Consider the following 16,490-nt stretch of genomic DNA (forward strand, 5'->3'; position numbering starts at 1 on the left):
CATTTTATAGTTTTTATATTCTAGTATTTTTTTAGTATGATACCCTTTATTTTTATTTATTATTCATATAAGATAAGTGACAATTTTATGACATTTTTACGTCATACTTATAGTATTTAAGTAAAAAAGATTATATAATAATGAAAAATGGATTTACTATGATAGAATTGATCTTTGTGATTGTCATTATAGGTATTTTGGCAGCGGTAGCTATCCCAAAATTGGCAGCCACTAGAGATGATGCAACCTTGTCAGCAATGATGGCGAATACAAAGATTTGTATTCATGATTTAGCATCTTCCTATACAGGCACTGAACAAGAACCCACTATAGATGATTATGATTCTTGTGTGCAGGCGAAAGCAGATGGAGCTAGTATAACGTTAGTTGGAGACTATGTTCATGTTGCGAATGTACATGCTTCATTAAATGGAGACCATGTTTTTAAAGGGATACAGGTAAGTTATTAAGCAATGATTTTTTTATGATATAATAAAATTTAATTATTTGAAGTTAAACATTTAAAATTATAAAGGGAATATTTATGAGAAGAGCATTTTCAATGATTGAGTTAGTGTTTGTGATAGTAGTGATAGGGATACTCTCTGCCATAGCAATTCCGAAATTTGCAGCAACAAGAGATGATGCTCTTGTTTCGAAGGCGAGAGCAACAGTAGGTGCTTTGCGTACTGCAATTGCTACGGAACGACAAAAAAAGATTTTAAGAGGTGATTTTACTGATATTAATGCTACAAGTGCAGCAACTTTGTTAGATTATGGCTTGGATTCTCGTTGGACAGGCCTAACATTTAGTGGACCAGGTGGTACATCATGTGCTTTTAGTGTAACTAATAATAAACTAGTAAAGGGGAGTTGTAATGTTCCTGGGATGAGTGATCTATAGACTTATTCATTCTTCTTAAGCGACTATATCATAGTATGATAAATATTAAAATTTCAGCATAGAGAATAATTTGAGATATTATGCAATAGTACTTTCTCGTTCAAGCGCGCCAAGCTTGACGTATGCATTTAAAGATCACTTATTTACAGGTTTAATTGTTTCTGTACCTTTAAAAACAACGCTTAAAGACGCTGTGGTTATAGCAGAGGTAGAAAAGCCTGAATTTGAAACAGCAGAGATAGCTTCTGTTTCAGATAAGCGTTACAGTAACGAGCAAATGGAGATAGCAAAGTTTATCTCTGAGTATTATTTTTCTTCTTTTGGAGAAGCGATTTCTCTTTTTCTCCCTTATAAAACTATAGATCTTATGCTTCAAATTCATAAAGAAAAACTTTTAGAAGAAGATGAAGATAAAATAACACTTCCTAATTTATCGGATATGCAGCAAAAAGCATATGAACAACTTCTCAAAAAAGACAAAGCTTTACTTTTTGGTGTGACAGGTTCAGGTAAAACAGAGATCTTTATTTCACTTATGGCAAAGATGATGGAAGAGGGTAAAACTTCTATTTTTCTTATGCCGGAAATTTCACTGACACCTCAAATGGAAAAACGTCTTAAAGTCTATTTTGGTGAGAGTGTTGCAATGTGGCACTCTAAGTTGACCAAGAAGAAGAAAGAGTCTATCTTGGAAGGTATAGAAGAAGGGAAGATCAGTATCGTGGCTGGGGCGCGTTCGGCGCTTTTTGTGCCATTGTCTAATCTTGGGCTTATCGTGGTGGATGAAGAGCATGATGATAGTTATAAGGCGATGACTCGACCTCGTTACCATGCACGTGATGTGGCTGTGTTGATGGGTAGTAAGGTGGGCGCAAAGGTCTTGTTGGCATCTGCGACACCCTCTATGGGTTCGTATTCTAAATATGATGTTGTCAAACTCGATAAACCTTATGTGCAGACACAAAAAAACTACAAGTTCATCTCTGGTGATAGCCTTAACCATACCATCTTGGATGCGATACACACACATTATAAAGCGGGTAACCAGTCACTACTATTTCTTCCTACACGTGGTAATTTCAAGTACCTCTACTGTGAAAGTTGCGGAAAAACGCATCTGTGTCCTTACTGTTCAGTAGGGATGGCTTTACATAGAAAATACAGACACCTTAAATGTCACTACTGTAACTTCACGGAGGCGATAGTGGATACCTGTACTAACTGTGGACACACTCCACTGAAGAGTGAACGTATGGGAACAGTGGAAGCCATAGAAATTATCTCTGAAGCGGTAGAGGGGATACAAGTCGAGCAGTTTGACAAAGATAGTATTACAACTGCCAAGAAGCTTAAAGAGGCTTTGAGTCGTTTTGAAACAGGAGAAAGTCAACTTCTTTTAGGGACACAGATGTTGAGTAAAGGCCATGACTATGCAAATATTACATTGAGTATCATTATGGGGCTTGATTACATCTTGGGACTTGCCGATTACAGAGCAAGAGAAAGAGCGATGTCTTTACTTTTTCAAATCGCAGGTCGAAGTGGTCGTGCACATGCTGCAGAGGTCATTGTACAGACAGGAGATCCGGATTTTTTTCAAACCTATTTGGCTGATTATGAGCTTTTCATAAAAGATGAGCTTGCCTTTTTAGAGATGGCAGACTATCCTCCTTTTGCTTCACTTGCACGTATCCTCATCGCACATAAAGATGAGACCAAAGCAGGAAAGATAACGCTTGATACGGTGACTAAACTCAAAACGTTTAAAAACATAGAGATAGTAGGACATGGAAAAGCACCTGTAGAACGTATAGCCGATAAATATCGTTTCAATATTTTACTAAGATCTAAGAGTCGTGTCCCTTTATTGAAAGCTTTGCATAGTGTAGATTGTAGAGAGATAGAGATAGATTTTGACCCGGTTGAATTCTCTTAATATCCATTGTAGTTTGTTTGGGTAAAATAAGAGAATTATATAGAAGGTGAACCGTGAAAGAAAGAGTTAAAACAAAAAAGATCTATGTGGGTGATGTTGCTGTAGGTGGTGATGCACCTATCTCTGTTCAGTCCATGACATACAGTGATACGCATAACGTTGCAGCCACAGTAGAGCAGATCAACCGTCTACATTTTGCTGGGGCTGATATGGTACGTGTTGCAGTACCTGAGATGCAAGATGCTTTGGCCCTTAAGGCTATCAAAGAGCAGATCTCTTTGCCTCTCATCGCAGATATTCATTTTAACTATAAATTGGCACTGGAAGCAGCAAAATGGGTGGACTGTATACGTCTTAATCCTGGAAACATAGGTGAAAAATCGCGTATCAGAGAGATAGTCAAAGCCTGTCAAGATAGAAACTTACCTATACGGATAGGTGTTAATGCTGGTTCACTGGAAAAAGAGTTTGACCAAAAGTATGGTGCGACTGCAGAGGGAATGGTTGCATCTGCTGAGTACAACATTAAATTTTTGGAAGATCTGGGTTTTACAGATATCAAAGTATCACTTAAAGCTTCGGATGTAGACAGAACCGTAGATGCCTACAGAATGTTACGTCCTAAAAATGATTACCCTTTTCACTTAGGTGTGACAGAGGCAGGAACGATTTTCCATGCGACTATCAAATCTTCTATAGGATTAGGGGCTCTACTGCTTGATGGTATAGGTGACACAATGCGTGTTTCAATTACCGGTGAACTTGAAGAAGAGATCAAAGTGGGAAAAGCCATACTCAAAGACAGCGGCAGGATCAAAGAAGGGTTGAACATTATCTCTTGTCCTACCTGTGGACGTATAGAAGCTGATCTGGTCACAGCTGTAGCAGAAGTAGAAAGACGTACAGCACACATAAAAACACCTATGGATGTTTCTGTGATGGGTTGTGTGGTCAATGCCATAGGTGAAGCCAAACATGCAGATGTGGCCATAGCATATGGTAAAGGTGCAGGGCTGATAATGCTTAAAGGGGAAGTGGTCGCAAGACTTCCTGAAGAAGACCTGGTCGAGAGATTTGTTCAAGAAGTAGAGAAATTCGCAGAGGACAATAAATAATGGAAAATATGTACAACCTAAATATCGAGAGAGCAGTACTATCTGCCGTTATCTTTGATCCTGAAACCTATGAAGAAATTGCAGCGAAGCTAAAGCCACATGACTTTTATCTGCCTTTTCATCAGCATGTTTTTGCTGCGATGGAAGAACTTTCTGTAGAAGAGAAACCGCTTGATGATGAGTTTTTACGTTCAAAACTTAATTCTATGGGTAAGTTTGATGAAGTAGCGATGCTTGATCTTCTTTCAGCAAATCCTATCACCAATACTGCAGCTTATCTCAAAGAGATCAAAGCGAAGTCCAGTAAAAGAGCTTTAGCAACACTTGCAACGCAAATACGAAAAGTCACTATAGAGGACGATCTACCTGCTGAAGAAGTGATGAATCTAGTAGAGAAAAAGCTCTATGAAATTACACAAAACTCAACATCTGATGATTTTAGGGAAGCTAAAGAGATTACTTTGGCCATGATGGCTGAGATAGAACGTCTTAAGGCACTTGGAAACTCCAAACTTATCGGTACAGATACTGGATTTAGAAACCTCAATGATAAAACATCTGGGTTTGGTAAAGGGGACTTGGTCATCATCGCAGCACGTCCTGCTATGGGTAAATGTTTGGGGAAAGGTACAAAAGTACTGATGTTTGATGGTACTTTGAAGAAAGTAGAAGATGTTGTCGTGGGCGATAAGCTCATGGGTGATGATTCTACTCCTCGGAATGTTTTGTCTCTGGCAAGAGGCAGGGAAGAGATGTATTGGGTACGTCAAAATAAAGGCTTGGACTATAGAGTTAATAAGTCCCATATACTCTCTTTGAAGCGTTCACGCAACGAAGGACCACATATCCATGGTGATGTGCTGAATATTGAAGTATCTGACTATATTAAAAAAAGTAATAAATTTAAGTCAAATTATAAAGGATACAAAGTCTCTGTAGATTTTGAAGCTCAACCACTTGACATAGAGCCATATTTTCTTGGATTGTGGTTAGGGGATGGCCGTAGTTCTGATGTACGGATTGCAACACAGGATGATGAAATTGTAGAGTACCTTCGTGAGTATGCTTTCTCACTTGATAAAAAACTACACCGGTATGAAGTTATTGGTAAATGTGCAATGTATGGGATTACAAATATTCAAAAAGAGGGGGCAATGAAAGATGTCAGTAACTCTTTACAGGGGAAACTCAGAACTTTGGGTGTTTTAGACAATAAGCATATTCCACAGCATTATATAGCTAACAGCAGACAAAATAGACTGGAACTTTTAGCAGGACTTATTGATAGTGATGGGTATTATGATGATAAATTTCATGTAATGGAGATTGTTCAAAAAAGAGAATCTTTAGCGAAAGAGATCAAATTTTTGGCCGATTCCTTAGGATTTAGGGCATCATTAAAAGCAAAAAAAGCCAGCATTAAATCTATTAACTATGAATGTAGAGTCTATAGGGTTAGAATTGTTGGTAATCTTGATAGCATACCGACAAAAATACGACGTAAACAAGCAAGAGCATTAGTCTCGAAAAGAGATCATCAACATACCGGCTTCACTGTAGAATATGACAAAGTAGATGACTATTATGGATTTGTACTGGATGGCAATCATCTTTTCTTGCTCGAAGATATGACAGTGACACACAATACGGCATTGGTACTCAACATGGCACTAAAAGCCATAGAACGTAACGAGGGTGTGGCTTTTTTCTCACTGGAAATGCCGGCTGAACAACTTATGCTTAGACTACTTTCTGCAAAAACATCTATACCGCTTCAAGCACTTAGGGTAGGTGACCTTAGAGATGAGCAGTGGAGTCAGCTTTCTGCCGCGACTCAGGACCTCTCTCAGAAAAAGCTTTTTGTAGATGATGGTGGGTATGCAACCATCCATCATGTACGTAGTAAGTTACGTAAGTTGAAGTCGCAACATCCTGAAATCTCAGTGGCCATCATAGATTACTTGCAACTGATGAGTGGTGAAGGTAAAGAAGGAAGACAGCAGGAAGTGTCTGAAATCTCAAGAGGGCTTAAACAGTTAGCCAGAGAACTGCAGATACCTATAGTGGCACTCTCTCAGCTTAACCGTGGAGTAGAAAGCAGGGACAATAAACGTCCAATGCTCTCTGATCTTCGTGAATCCGGAGCCATAGAGCAGGATGCCGATATCATCCTCTTTGTATATCGTGATGATGTGTACCGTGAAGCACAAGAGAAAGAAAAAGAGATGAAAGCTAAAGCGGAAGGTAAAGAATATACTTCTGAGTTTAGAAAAAAACCTGAAGAGGATGCTGAGATCATCATAGGAAAACAAAGAAATGGACCGACAGGAACAGTAAATCTTGTTTTCCAAAAGAACTTTACCCGTTTTGTGGATGCCGCTACTTCACCAGCCTTTGAGATAGAGTATGAAGAGGCCGATATCCCTATGAATGTGGGAAATATAGAGTTACCTGCTATATAGGACGCAATAGAGCAAAGCTCTATTTTGCTACGCTACCGCTGAGCTCTCTTACGACTCGGCATTTAGTGCCTCGCTTGCACTGCAATTTAGTTGCTTGTCAACTGAGGGTTCGCGCAACTTGTTGCTTTAAATAGAGTTAATTTTAAAGGGATTTCTGTGCAATTAGAAAAGCCAAAACTATTCCCTGAAAAGAAAACCTTTGTTTGGGTGATGCTCTTTCTAGTTTTTATAATACTCGTTCGGCTTTTGATTGAATATCAATCGTATCAAAATTTCATTTCAAAACCTTTTTACTATACCCATGCAAAAGTACTGAACGCATATGAGAAGAGCAAGGGAAAGAAACGCTACAAGGTACTTAAACTGCGTAGTGATGATGGTTTTACTTTTTATACGACCAATTACAGTAAAGATAATTTCAACCATAAACGTTTACGCTTACAGATCTTTCCAAATGAGAGCATAACTTTTACCGACTATTTAGGTACATTTTATGTGAAAACCAAGATCAAAGATCAGAAACTTCTACCTCAAACTTTTAAAGATGATCTACTCGAAAAAGTGGCTTCTCAACATCAGGATACCTCTTTACAATCATTTTATAATGCTATCTTTTTTGCAACACCGTTAGAAAAAGATTTAAGAGAGAAAATAAGTATGTTGGGGGTGAGTCATCTTGTGGCATTGAGTGGGTTTCATTTGGGGATATTGTGGGGATTGGTCTATGGTTTACTTTTGTTATTCTATAGACCATTACAGCAACATTATTTTCCTTATAGGCATGCACTTTTTGATGTAGGATTGGTGGCCATAGTATTTTTAGGTGTTTATTTATGGTTTGTAGATTTTCCACCTTCTCTGGTGCGTTCCTATGCGATGGTACTGGTGGGATGGATAGTATTGTTACTTGGTATGGAGCTGCTGAGTTTTACTTTCTTGACCACCATAGTATTGGTACTGGCTGCACTCTTCCCTTCTTTACTTGTTTCTCTTAGTTTTGGACTTTCTGTAGCTGGTGTATTTTACATATTTTTGTTGTTACAGTATAGTAAAGGAGTCAAGACATGGGTGATCTCATTGGTTTTTATTCCTATAGGTATTTTTATTTTAATGCTTCCCATTGTACACAGTGTATTTGGTGTGACCAGTCACTATCAGCTTTTGTCACCTCTGCTTTCATTAGTGTTTGTTCCTTTTTATCCTTTGGTAATGGTATTGCATCTATTGGGCTTTGGAAGTTTATTTGATACGGTTCTATTAGGTTTGTTTCACATGCCCCAAGAGAGTCGTGAGATGCTCTTCCCTATCTGGATGATGCTTGGATATATAGGGTTGTCGATAGGGGCTATATGGAGTAAAACACTTTTTTGGTTAGTGTTAGGACTCTCCTCGTTATATATGGTCTATCTCTTCATCCCTATTTAGCAAGTCACAAAATTTTAACCCATGTAAAAAGATTGCCCATGAAATATAGATCCATAAAAAGAAAAAGAGTAAGGTAGATATACTTCCGTAAACACTTGCGTAGGTTTTATTATGCAGTACATAAAAGACAAAAGCACTTTTAGAGAGGTACCATATCAGTGAAGTGATAAAAGAACTTATCATTGCAGCAGAAACAGTGATACGAAGGTTGGCAGAAGTTTGGTAAAGGACATAAAATACCATCCAAACGATAAAGTAGGGTAAAAAATACAAAAGATGGATACTGCTTGTGATACTGTTCTTGTCCAAATAGCTTTGGATAAATGATGAAAGATAAAATGAAGCAGCCATCATTGTAGGAATGATGATGAGAAGTAAAAGATAAGTCTTCACAGCACTGAAAACGGTACGACTTGGTACATTAAAGATATCATTGACAATATAATCATAGTTTTTAAAAAACATAATGGCTGCGAAGGTAACATAAAATGCACCAACATATCCTAATTTATAGGAGTTTTTCATAAAAGTGTTAATATAGCTCATGACTTCTTTAGAGTCAGTAGGAAGAAGATTTGAAAATATAAGTGTTTCGATCTTTTGATAGACTGAGTCAAATAATGGTAAAGTTGTAAATACCCAAAGCATGATCACAAGCAGGGGGATGATGGAAAAGAGGGTACTCCAACTAAGACTTGAAGCATAATGTCCTATTTTGTCATCAAAAAGGTCACCTAAAAAGTCACGTAAAAATATATAATAATTTTTTAATATTTTTTTCAATTGAGGATTTTTTTGCATCTAAACTCATCCCTCCTTACTATGGATCCTCAGGCTTGCCTGAGGATGATGATAAACTAGTTCGGCAATCCCATTTTACCCGGGTTGAGTATGTTGTTAGGATCAAAAGCTTTTTTGATATCTTTAAACAGTGCAAGTTCATCATCATTAAATGCAATATCCATAAAAGGTGCTTTACTTGTACCGATGCCATGTTCACCACTCAGTGTTCCACCCATGTCGACTACAAGTTGGAATATCTCTTCTATGGCTTGATGTCCATCATGAAGTTGTTTTTCATCTGAACCGTCTACCATGACATTGACGTGGATGTTTCCATCACCTGCATGTCCAAAACATGGTACTTTAAAGCCATATTTGTCACCTATAGCATAGATACGTTTAAGTGCTTCAGGTAACATACTTCTTGGAACGGAGATGTCTTCGTTGAGCTTTTTACTTCCAAAGATCGTGATGGAAGGAGAAGCATTACGTCTTGCATACCAGAGTTCAGTTCTCTTTTGGGCATCATGTGCAACGATGAAATCCTGAGCACCATTTTCTTTAAATGATCTTTCTAAAGTTTCAAGTTGAAATTCCAGTTCTTCTATGACATTTCCATCCACATCACCTATGAGAAGTGCACCTGCATCTTCCGGTAATTGAATACCAAGTTTCTCTTTCAGTGCCTGAACCACCAGATCATCCATAAACTCCATAGCCACAGGGTTTGCACCTGATGCAAGTGATTTGAACACAGCATTCATAGCATCATCTACAGAAGGGAAGATACCCATATAGGCTTTGGTAAACTTTGGTTTAGGGATAAGCTTTACTGTGATCTCTGTAATGACTGCAAGTGTACCTTCACTGGCGATAAGTATACCTGCTATGTTATAGCCTGCTACATCTTTGATGGTACGTTTTCCTGCACGGATAATGTCGCCATTCGGACGTACAGCACGAAGTGCCATCACATAGTCTTTAGTGATACCGTACTTCGCAGCACGCATACCACCAGCATTCTCACTCACATTTCCACCAAGTGTGGAGTACTCTTCACTGGCTGGATCAGGCGGATAAAAAAGTCCTACTTCTTCTACGGCTTTTTGTAGATCCATATTGATAACACCTGGTTGTACTACGGCAACCATATTTTCCATATCAATTTCAAGGATCTTGTTCATGTGCTTTTCCAGCCCTAAAGTGATACCACCTTGGGTGGGTAGAGCCCCTCCAGTAAATCCGGAGCCTGCCCCTCTTGGTGTAATGACGATCTGGTGTGTATTACAGTATGAAAGTATGGCACTTACATCCTCTTCATCTCTTGGGAAAATAACGGCTTCAGGTTCAAAACGTGTACGTGTAGCATCATAGGAGTATGCTATGAGGTGTGCTTTATCGCTATAGACATTCTCTTTGCCTACAAGTTTTTCAAAATGTTGTATATGTTTTTTATCTAACATAGCATAACTCCATTATAATGATTCCATAGTGTTATAATAATTACCTGTGGTGTCACTGCCAAACCAACCTGAATCGATCTGTTCAAAGCGCATGTAAAAAGGAAATTTTCCTTCTTTAGGAAGGTTTGACATAGATTTTTCAGAGACTATTTTACCGGAAACAGGATCTAAAAGTACAGCAGAATTTTTACGTACAATATAGACAAGACCTACCTGATATTTTTTTGCAAAATGTTTAAGATTTTCTTTGCTTGGTCCCGCTTCACCTTCGACAGAAAGATAGAGTGCAAAAAGGTCTGGATGTATCCATTTCTTAGTATGACTAGATACTACCTTTGCATAGGTGTCTGCGTCTGGGGCTAAGAGAAGTACATTATTGTAAAGGTATCCGCCAATGACTTTGTCTTTAGGTACGACAGCAGTTTTGATCGTAGGAAGATTATCATGATCGATGATGTCCGCACTGAGCAATGAAGCTGTGCCGTCTGATGAAGTTTGAGCGATACGACTTGTAATAGCTGTCAGATCATTACCATAATTATGTACCACAACGCCACTCATACCATTGACAGGGAATTTAGAATTAAGTGTGATTACATCCCCTTTTACAGATTTGATAGAAGTATGTACCGATTGAGGGAAGAAACCTGCAAAAAGAGGTAAAGAGAGTAGAGCGATAAGAGCTATTTTGTGCATAGCGATCCTTTGGGTGTTAAAATAATTGTATTGATTATACAAGCAATATAGTAAAAGTTTATTGATGTCTTCATAGTAGCGGTGAGATTAACTTATTTAAGTTATAATAATGTCCAATTAAGCAATAGGGATAATGATACGGGATGGGAATTCTTAAAAACATAGTGGTAGGGATCTTGATATCTAATGTATTGTTTGGGGCAAAAGTCACACATGAACGTTGGGGGAAAGGTGAAACTTTTTCAGACTATTTAAACTCTAGAGACATTTCTACCGGGCTATTGAATGATATTTCAAAAACGGATATCAAATTTCTTTCCGAGATCGAAGGCGATCAACTTTTTTATGAATTAAAAGATACAAATGGTACGCTTGAACAGGCACTTATTCCTATAGGGGAAGAGATGCAGATACGGTTGGCTAAAGAACGAGGGAGTGAAACTTATAGTTTTGACATTATTCCTATCGAGTATAAAGAAGAAGAACACAGTGCTACTATTAGCATAGAAAAAAACCTTCATACAGATATCACTAATGCATTATGTCATCCTGTATTGGCAGATAAGATGGGCCAACTTTTTAAGGGTGCAGTAGATGCAAGAAAATTTCAGAAGGGAGACAAGGTCTCTTTTCTCTATACCCAAAAAACAAGAATGGGTCAGCCATACTATACCCCATATATCAAAATAGCGATGCTTGAATCCAATAATAAACGGCAGTTTATCTATGCAGATGAAGACGGGTATGGTTATAAGAGTGATAATAAGTCTCAAGCGTACACCGTAACAGGTAAGAAAAAAGTAACGTATACACGTAAGGTTCCTGTGAAAAGTACTGCGTCGCGTTTTGGGATGCCTATACGTCATGCACGACTTACATCCCATTTCTCGCATAGAAGATATCATCCTATACTAAAACGGTACCGTCCGCATCATGGTACAGACTTTGGAGCCAAAAGAGGAACACCTCTTCTTGCAGTAAACTCTGGGAAGGTAAGTTTTTCAGGTCGAATGGGCGGATATGGAAAAGTGGTCAAGATTAAGCATCCGGGCGGGTATGAATCACTCTATGCGCATCAGAGTCGTATACGTGTGAAAAAAGGGCAAAAAGTTAAAAAAGGCCAGATCATAGGGTATGTAGGAAATACTGGACGGAGTACAGGTCCTCACTTACACTTCGGACTTATGAAAAATGGAAGATGGATAAATCCTATGAGTGTATTAAATAAGAAGTCTATACAAACTTCTGTTTCAAAAACATTCACCAAATATAAAGATGTGAAGACAATAAAATATAAAGAAGTCGTGATCAAAAATGCAAAAGAGAATAAAGAAAAACTTTTATCTTATCTCAAACAAGAAAGTGCACCTTGCGTATGGGATGGGTATAACCAAACATGTATGAAAGTAGAAGATGGCAAATCAAATCAAACACTTTAAACTTCAACCTTTGGTAGATGCCAAGTTTATATCAACATCATTTGCAACATATGAACAAGACGGTATCAAAAAATCATGGGAAATCGTTGAGGCACATGACAGTGTGGCTATATTGATCTATAATAAAGAGAAAGAAGCATTTATTCTAGTAAAACAATTCCGTCCTGCAGTCTACTTAAACAATGATAATGGCATGACGGTTGAACTCTGTGCAGGTATCGTAGATAAAGAACTTTCTTTGGAAGAGATTGCACAAGAGGAGATCGAAGAGGAGTGTGGTTATGATGTCCCACTCCAAAATATAGAAAGAATCACCTCTTTTCATACCTCAGTGGGCTTTGCAGGAAGTAAACAGACACTCTACTTTACACAGGTTGATGAGAGTATGAAGGTGAGTGAAGGTGGGGGTATAGACCATGAGCAAATAGAAGTGGTATATCTGCCTGTAGGTGAAGCCAAAAAGCTTATCTATGATGAAAGCATAGCGAAAACACCAGGGCTTATGTTTGCATTTATGTGGTGGCTTGAAAAGCAGTGATCTTCAAAATATCACTTACCAGATATATAATAAAGATAAATTAGTCACAATATCTTTTGAGAAGACATTGGTATTCCTCTATACGTCTGTCACGTAAAAATGGCCAAATGTCACGTACCTCTTTGGTGCGCTCATGCTTGATATCGGCATAGAGTATGGTTTCTTTTTCATGGTCTGCCTGAACAAGCATCTCTCCCTGTGCACCACATACAAAAGAATTGCCCCAAAAACGTGTACCTGCCATCACACCGGCACTGTCTGATTCAAAGCCTACACGGTTACAGCTGAGTACAGGTATGCCATTGGCTATGGCATGAGAACGTTGTATCGTTACCCAGCTGTCAAGTTGTCTGGTTTTCTCTTCTTCAGTGTCTCCATCAAACCAGCCTATGGCAGTAGGGTAGATGAGCAGTTCTGCTCCTTTGAGTGTCATTGCACGCGCTGCTTCAGGGTACCATTGATCCCAGCAGATCAGTACACCCAGTTTTCCCACTGATGTTTGTATGGGTTCAAAGCCAAGATCTCCCGGAGTAAAGTAAAACTTCTCATAAAATCCGGGATCATCAGGTATATGCATTTTTCTATATTTTCCTGCAACAGATCCATCTTTTTCAAAGACAACAGCAGTGTTGTGGTAGAGCCCTGCTGCACGTTTTTCAAAAAGTGAAGTAACTAGAACTACATTGTTCTCTTTGGCAATAGTACTCCAAAATGCCACATCAGATTCAAAGTGAGCTGCATATTCAAAAAACTTTGTATCTTCACTTTGACAAAAGTATTCTGTTTGATGTAACTCTTGTAGTACAACAAGTTGTGTACCATTCTGTGCAGCTTCCTGTATCTTCTCTATAGTCACTTGAAGCGTTTGCTCTTTACTGCCATGGTAAGCTTGTTGGATCAGCGCGGTTTTCATATGATTCCTTTTTAGTATGCTATCTGCATTGTAGAACAGTGCAGACTTCCACCTTGTTCTATAAGTTTTAAACAGTTTATAGGGATAATTTCCTTATCTGGAAACACTTCTTTAAATATTTCTCCCACCTTTGTATCGTTTTTGTCATTATATGTCGGATAGATAAGTGCATCATTACTAATGAGAAAGTTAGCATAGGTTGCGGGGAGCCTTTCTCCATCATCATTGTATTTTGCTTCACACATAGGAAGGGGGATAAGTGTATATGATTGCCCATTTGTTGTAGTAAAACTTTTTAACTGTGCTTCCATCATTTGCAAGGCTTCGTAATGTTCATCTTCATGGTCTTCACACTTGACATACATGATCGTCGTTTTGTTGACAAATCGGGCCAAGGTATCGATGTGACTATCGGTATCATCACCTGCCAGGTAGCCATGGTCTAACCACAGAACCCTCTGCGCACCTAAATAGCTATGAAGTTTTTCTTCTATCTCTTGTTTACTAAGTCCACCATTTCTGTTTGGGTTACAAAGACATGCAGAGGTAGTGAGTATGGTGCCTTCTCCATCGCTTTCAATAGAACCGCCTTCCAAAACAAAATTAACCTGTTCAAGAGGTGTGATACCCAGGTAGCCTTTTTGATGTAAAGCAGTGTTGACAGAGTTGTCAAGTGAAGCTTCGAATTTACCGCCCCAACCATCAAATGTAAAATCAAGAAGCTTGACTTCATCATCCTGCTTTATACTTATGTACCCGTAGTCACGTATCCATGTATCGTTGGTAGGTATCTCTATGAAAGTCAGATTTCGTGTTGAGCAAAACATGTTTGAGATCTTTTCTTTCTCTTTACAGATGATGTACACAGCCTCACCATAGGCGATGGCTTGTGCAATGCGTATAAAGGGAGATAGGCTCGCTTCCAATGCTGCAGGCTTGTCTGCATTATGCCAGTCTGTATCTTCATGGGGGAAAGACAACAATACAGCACGTTGTTTTTCCCACTCTGCGGGCATTCTGATCATCTCGTACCTTTTTTATTAGGGATTTTGGTATAATCTTGCATGGCATTTATTAAAATAAATAAACAAAATTTCTATTATAATCTTAACCAAATTGCACTAAAAACTGGCTCAGTTGAAAAGATTGCTATTGTCCTTAAAGACAATGCATATGGTCATGGTCTGGAACTTATGGGTAGGTTAGCATCAGAGTTTGGGATTAAACATGCGGTTGTACGAAAGACGGCAGAAGCAGAATTGATCAGATCTTTCTTCGAAACGATACTTGTACTTGGTGACAGCATCATAAAAGATGAGGTATATTCTTTTGCTATTAATACACTGGAAGATATTAAGCAAGCCCAGAAAGGTGCAAAAGTAGAACTTAAAGTCGATACTGGAATGCACCGTAACGGTATTGCTTTGGATGAACTGGATGAAGCACTTGGTTTGATAAAAGAACATGGTTTGGATCTCACAGGTGTGATGACACATTACCGCAGTGCAGATGAACTGAGTTCGGAACTCTTTTGGCAACAAAAACAATTTAATCTAGTGAAACAAAAAGTAAAAGAAGCAGGTTTTACAGGAGTAAGAGTACATTCCTATAATTCTGCTTCTATTCTTCGAATGAAAAGTTTTGATGAAGATCTGGTACGCGTAGGTATAGGTGCATACGGATACAATGAATTGCCAGATTCTTTCGATGAAGTAGCGTTGCATCCAGTGATGTCACTCCACGCCAATAAGGTTTCCAACAGAGTAGTAAAGGCTGGAGAGCGTATAGGGTATGGAGGAGACTTCATCGCTGCACATGAGATGACAGTATCTACTTATGATCTAGGGTATGGTGACGGATGGTGCAGAGGTGACGCTCAAAAACCCTATATTACAAGTGAAATGTTACCTATACTGGGACGTGTCTCTATGGATTTCATTTCTCTTGCGTCAGAGAAAGAAGAAGTGTGTGTAATGAATGATGCACAAGCAGCTGCAAAACAATTTGGAACTATTTCGTATGAAATTACTACTGCGTTATCTGCTGATATAGCAAAGGAAGTGATTTAATTTTGCATTTGCTGCATAAGCATTCTTTTGGCTCTTTCTCTCTCTGTCTCAGGATTTTGCTGGATTAAAATTTCTTCTTCCTGGACATCTATTTTTTCCTCTTCCCTGATGATTATTTCTACTCTTTTTCTACTCTGTATTTCTTTATCTCCGTCTTCTATTTTTTCTGTTTTGAACTCAGTATGTTTTTGCTCTTTATATACTTGATCTACTTTTAAAAGCGTTGATTTATCTGCTTCTGTATTGGTATGGTCAATTTTATTTGTTGTATGATTTAGATAAAAGAAAATCATAATGATTAATACGACAATGACACCAATAATGATAGTTTGTATATTTTGTCGTCTAGAAGATATTTTTTTATTGTGATCTTGTCTTATCTTTTCTTTATAACTGTTATTTACTTCATTATCTTCGTCAGAGATTTCTTGTAATATTTGGTTAAGGAGTTCATCTTTTTTTGGTTTTAGTTGTTTCAATAGTTGATTGCCTTGCGTTGAGATATATTTTTCAGAAGTACATAAAGCTTTTAAATGAGCTACGGGAGTCCATTGTATACTTCTCCATCTTAAGACGACAGTATAGTATTTAAGAGCTATAATTTGGTTTTGTTGGATTGTATTGAAGTTTGGTGGAGATGAGGGGAATTGAACCCCTGTCCTAAAATAGATAGAACTATGACTCTACATGCTTAGTCAGTGTTGTTAGATTTAATCTTGCTTTGTACTACACTCAAAACTTTACAAG

The 16,490-nt window shown here is 38.2% G+C and carries 15 protein-coding genes and 1 other RNA gene; 9 read left to right on the plus strand and 7 right to left on the minus strand.

Annotated features, from left to right (window positions below; translation table 11 throughout):
* The first annotated feature begins 158 nt into the window (after positions 1–158).
* The 6 genes from ABYK33_RS07600 to ABYK33_RS07625 all read left to right on the plus strand — a co-directional run bounded on the left by ABYK33_RS07600 (position 159) and on the right by ABYK33_RS07625 (position 7,842).
* Entirely contained in the window at positions 159–470 is a 312-nt protein-coding gene (locus ABYK33_RS07600) for a type II secretion system protein (RefSeq protein WP_373032468.1), read from the plus strand.
* 74 nt (positions 471–544) lie between these two features.
* Positions 545–904 carry a type II secretion system protein gene (locus ABYK33_RS07605; RefSeq protein ID WP_373032469.1) on the plus strand — a complete coding sequence of 120 codons (360 nt, stop codon included), beginning with the start codon at positions 545–547 and terminating at the stop codon, positions 902–904.
* Positions 905–974: 70 nt separating this feature from the next.
* A complete protein-coding gene (locus tag ABYK33_RS07610; protein ID WP_373032470.1) occupies positions 975–2,840 on the plus strand; it encodes a primosomal protein N' in 1,866 nt (621 codons plus the stop codon).
* 53 nt (positions 2,841–2,893) lie between these two features.
* Complete coding sequence (gene ispG, locus ABYK33_RS07615; RefSeq protein ID WP_373032472.1) at positions 2,894–3,955, plus strand: flavodoxin-dependent (E)-4-hydroxy-3-methylbut-2-enyl-diphosphate synthase; 1,062 nt, start codon at positions 2,894–2,896, stop codon at positions 3,953–3,955.
* Positions 3,956–3,963: 8 nt separating this feature from the next.
* Positions 3,964–6,417, plus strand: a complete 2,454-nt coding sequence (gene dnaB, locus ABYK33_RS07620) for a replicative DNA helicase (RefSeq protein ID WP_373032486.1) — start codon at positions 3,964–3,966, stop codon at positions 6,415–6,417.
* A 156-nt stretch (positions 6,418–6,573) separates the two neighbouring features.
* Positions 6,574–7,842, plus strand: coding sequence for a ComEC/Rec2 family competence protein (locus ABYK33_RS07625; RefSeq protein ID WP_373032474.1), 1,269 nt, complete (start codon positions 6,574–6,576; stop codon positions 7,840–7,842).
* On the opposite strand, the gene ABYK33_RS07630 is transcribed toward ABYK33_RS07625, so the two are convergent.
* The 3 genes from ABYK33_RS07630 to ABYK33_RS07640 are packed head-to-tail and all read right to left on the minus strand — an operon-like array spanning position 7,810 to position 10,784.
* Entirely contained in the window at positions 7,810–8,643 is an 834-nt protein-coding gene (locus ABYK33_RS07630) for a YihY family inner membrane protein (RefSeq protein ID WP_373032475.1), read from the minus strand. The two genes, ABYK33_RS07625 and ABYK33_RS07630, sit on opposite strands and share 33 nt — an antisense overlap.
* A 56-nt stretch (positions 8,644–8,699) precedes the next feature.
* Complete coding sequence (locus tag ABYK33_RS07635; protein WP_373032477.1) at positions 8,700–10,088, minus strand: FAD-binding oxidoreductase; 1,389 nt, start codon at positions 10,086–10,088, stop codon at positions 8,700–8,702.
* A gap of 12 nt (positions 10,089–10,100) precedes the next feature.
* Positions 10,101–10,784, minus strand: a complete 684-nt coding sequence (locus tag ABYK33_RS07640) for a plasminogen-binding N-terminal domain-containing protein (protein WP_373032479.1) — start codon at positions 10,782–10,784, stop codon at positions 10,101–10,103.
* A gap of 143 nt (positions 10,785–10,927) precedes the next feature.
* Here ABYK33_RS07640 and ABYK33_RS07645 point away from each other — a divergent pair, with 143 nt between their 5' ends.
* Both ABYK33_RS07645 and ABYK33_RS07650 read left to right on the plus strand, forming a co-directional pair.
* A complete protein-coding gene (locus tag ABYK33_RS07645) occupies positions 10,928–12,223 on the plus strand; it encodes a peptidoglycan DD-metalloendopeptidase family protein (protein WP_373032480.1) in 1,296 nt (431 codons plus the stop codon).
* On the plus strand, positions 12,198–12,761 hold the full coding sequence (locus tag ABYK33_RS07650) for an NUDIX domain-containing protein (protein WP_373032481.1): 564 nt from the start codon (positions 12,198–12,200) through the stop codon (positions 12,759–12,761). Before ABYK33_RS07645 ends, ABYK33_RS07650 begins: the two co-directional genes overlap by 26 nt.
* A 40-nt stretch (positions 12,762–12,801) precedes the next feature.
* On the opposite strand, the gene ABYK33_RS07655 is transcribed toward ABYK33_RS07650, so the two are convergent.
* Both ABYK33_RS07655 and ABYK33_RS07660 read right to left on the minus strand, forming a co-directional pair.
* A complete protein-coding gene (locus ABYK33_RS07655) occupies positions 12,802–13,674 on the minus strand; it encodes a carbon-nitrogen hydrolase (protein ID WP_373032482.1) in 873 nt (290 codons plus the stop codon).
* 11 nt (positions 13,675–13,685) lie between these two features.
* Positions 13,686–14,699, minus strand: coding sequence for an agmatine deiminase family protein (locus ABYK33_RS07660; protein ID WP_373032483.1), 1,014 nt, complete (start codon positions 14,697–14,699; stop codon positions 13,686–13,688).
* A 39-nt stretch (positions 14,700–14,738) separates the two neighbouring features.
* Between ABYK33_RS07660 and ABYK33_RS07665 the strand changes: the two genes are divergently transcribed.
* Positions 14,739–15,743, plus strand: a complete 1,005-nt coding sequence (locus ABYK33_RS07665) for an alanine racemase (RefSeq protein WP_373032484.1) — start codon at positions 14,739–14,741, stop codon at positions 15,741–15,743.
* Here ABYK33_RS07665 and ABYK33_RS07670 read toward each other — a convergent pair.
* Complete coding sequence (locus ABYK33_RS07670; RefSeq protein WP_373032485.1) at positions 15,740–16,222, minus strand: hypothetical protein; 483 nt, start codon at positions 16,220–16,222, stop codon at positions 15,740–15,742. The two genes, ABYK33_RS07665 and ABYK33_RS07670, sit on opposite strands and share 4 nt — an antisense overlap.
* A gap of 150 nt (positions 16,223–16,372) precedes the next feature.
* Positions 16,373–16,490: a transfer-messenger RNA gene (gene ssrA, locus ABYK33_RS07675) on the minus strand; the annotation flags it as partial.

Source organism: Sulfurovum sp., from assembly GCF_041562805.1.
In the GTDB taxonomy this organism is placed as follows: domain Bacteria; phylum Campylobacterota; class Campylobacteria; order Campylobacterales; family Sulfurovaceae; genus Sulfurovum.

What these genes read in the sequence shown, in the direction of transcription:
- ABYK33_RS07600 (WP_373032468.1), top strand. Translation starts at nt 159, where the DNA reads ATGATAGAATTGATCTTTGTGATTGTCATTATAGGTATTTTGGCAGCG.
- ABYK33_RS07605 (WP_373032469.1), top strand. Translation starts at nt 545, where the DNA reads ATGAGAAGAGCATTTTCAATGATTGAGTTAGTGTTTGTGATAGTAGTG.
- dnaB (WP_373032486.1), top strand. Translation starts at nt 3,964, where the DNA reads ATGTACAACCTAAATATCGAGAGAGCAGTACTATCTGCCGTTATCTTT.
- ABYK33_RS07630 (WP_373032475.1), bottom strand. Translation starts at nt 8,643, where the DNA reads ATGCAAAAAAATCCTCAATTGAAAAAAATATTAAAAAATTATTATATA.
- ABYK33_RS07635 (WP_373032477.1), bottom strand. Translation starts at nt 10,088, where the DNA reads ATGTTAGATAAAAAACATATACAACATTTTGAAAAACTTGTAGGCAAA.
- ABYK33_RS07640 (WP_373032479.1), bottom strand. Translation starts at nt 10,784, where the DNA reads ATGCACAAAATAGCTCTTATCGCTCTACTCTCTTTACCTCTTTTTGCA.
- ABYK33_RS07645 (WP_373032480.1), top strand. Translation starts at nt 10,928, where the DNA reads ATGGGAATTCTTAAAAACATAGTGGTAGGGATCTTGATATCTAATGTA.
- ABYK33_RS07650 (WP_373032481.1), top strand. Translation starts at nt 12,198, where the DNA reads ATGGCAAATCAAATCAAACACTTTAAACTTCAACCTTTGGTAGATGCC.
- ABYK33_RS07655 (WP_373032482.1), bottom strand. Translation starts at nt 13,674, where the DNA reads ATGAAAACCGCGCTGATCCAACAAGCTTACCATGGCAGTAAAGAGCAA.
- ABYK33_RS07660 (WP_373032483.1), bottom strand. Translation starts at nt 14,699, where the DNA reads ATGATCAGAATGCCCGCAGAGTGGGAAAAACAACGTGCTGTATTGTTG.
- ABYK33_RS07665 (WP_373032484.1), top strand. Translation starts at nt 14,739, where the DNA reads ATGGCATTTATTAAAATAAATAAACAAAATTTCTATTATAATCTTAAC.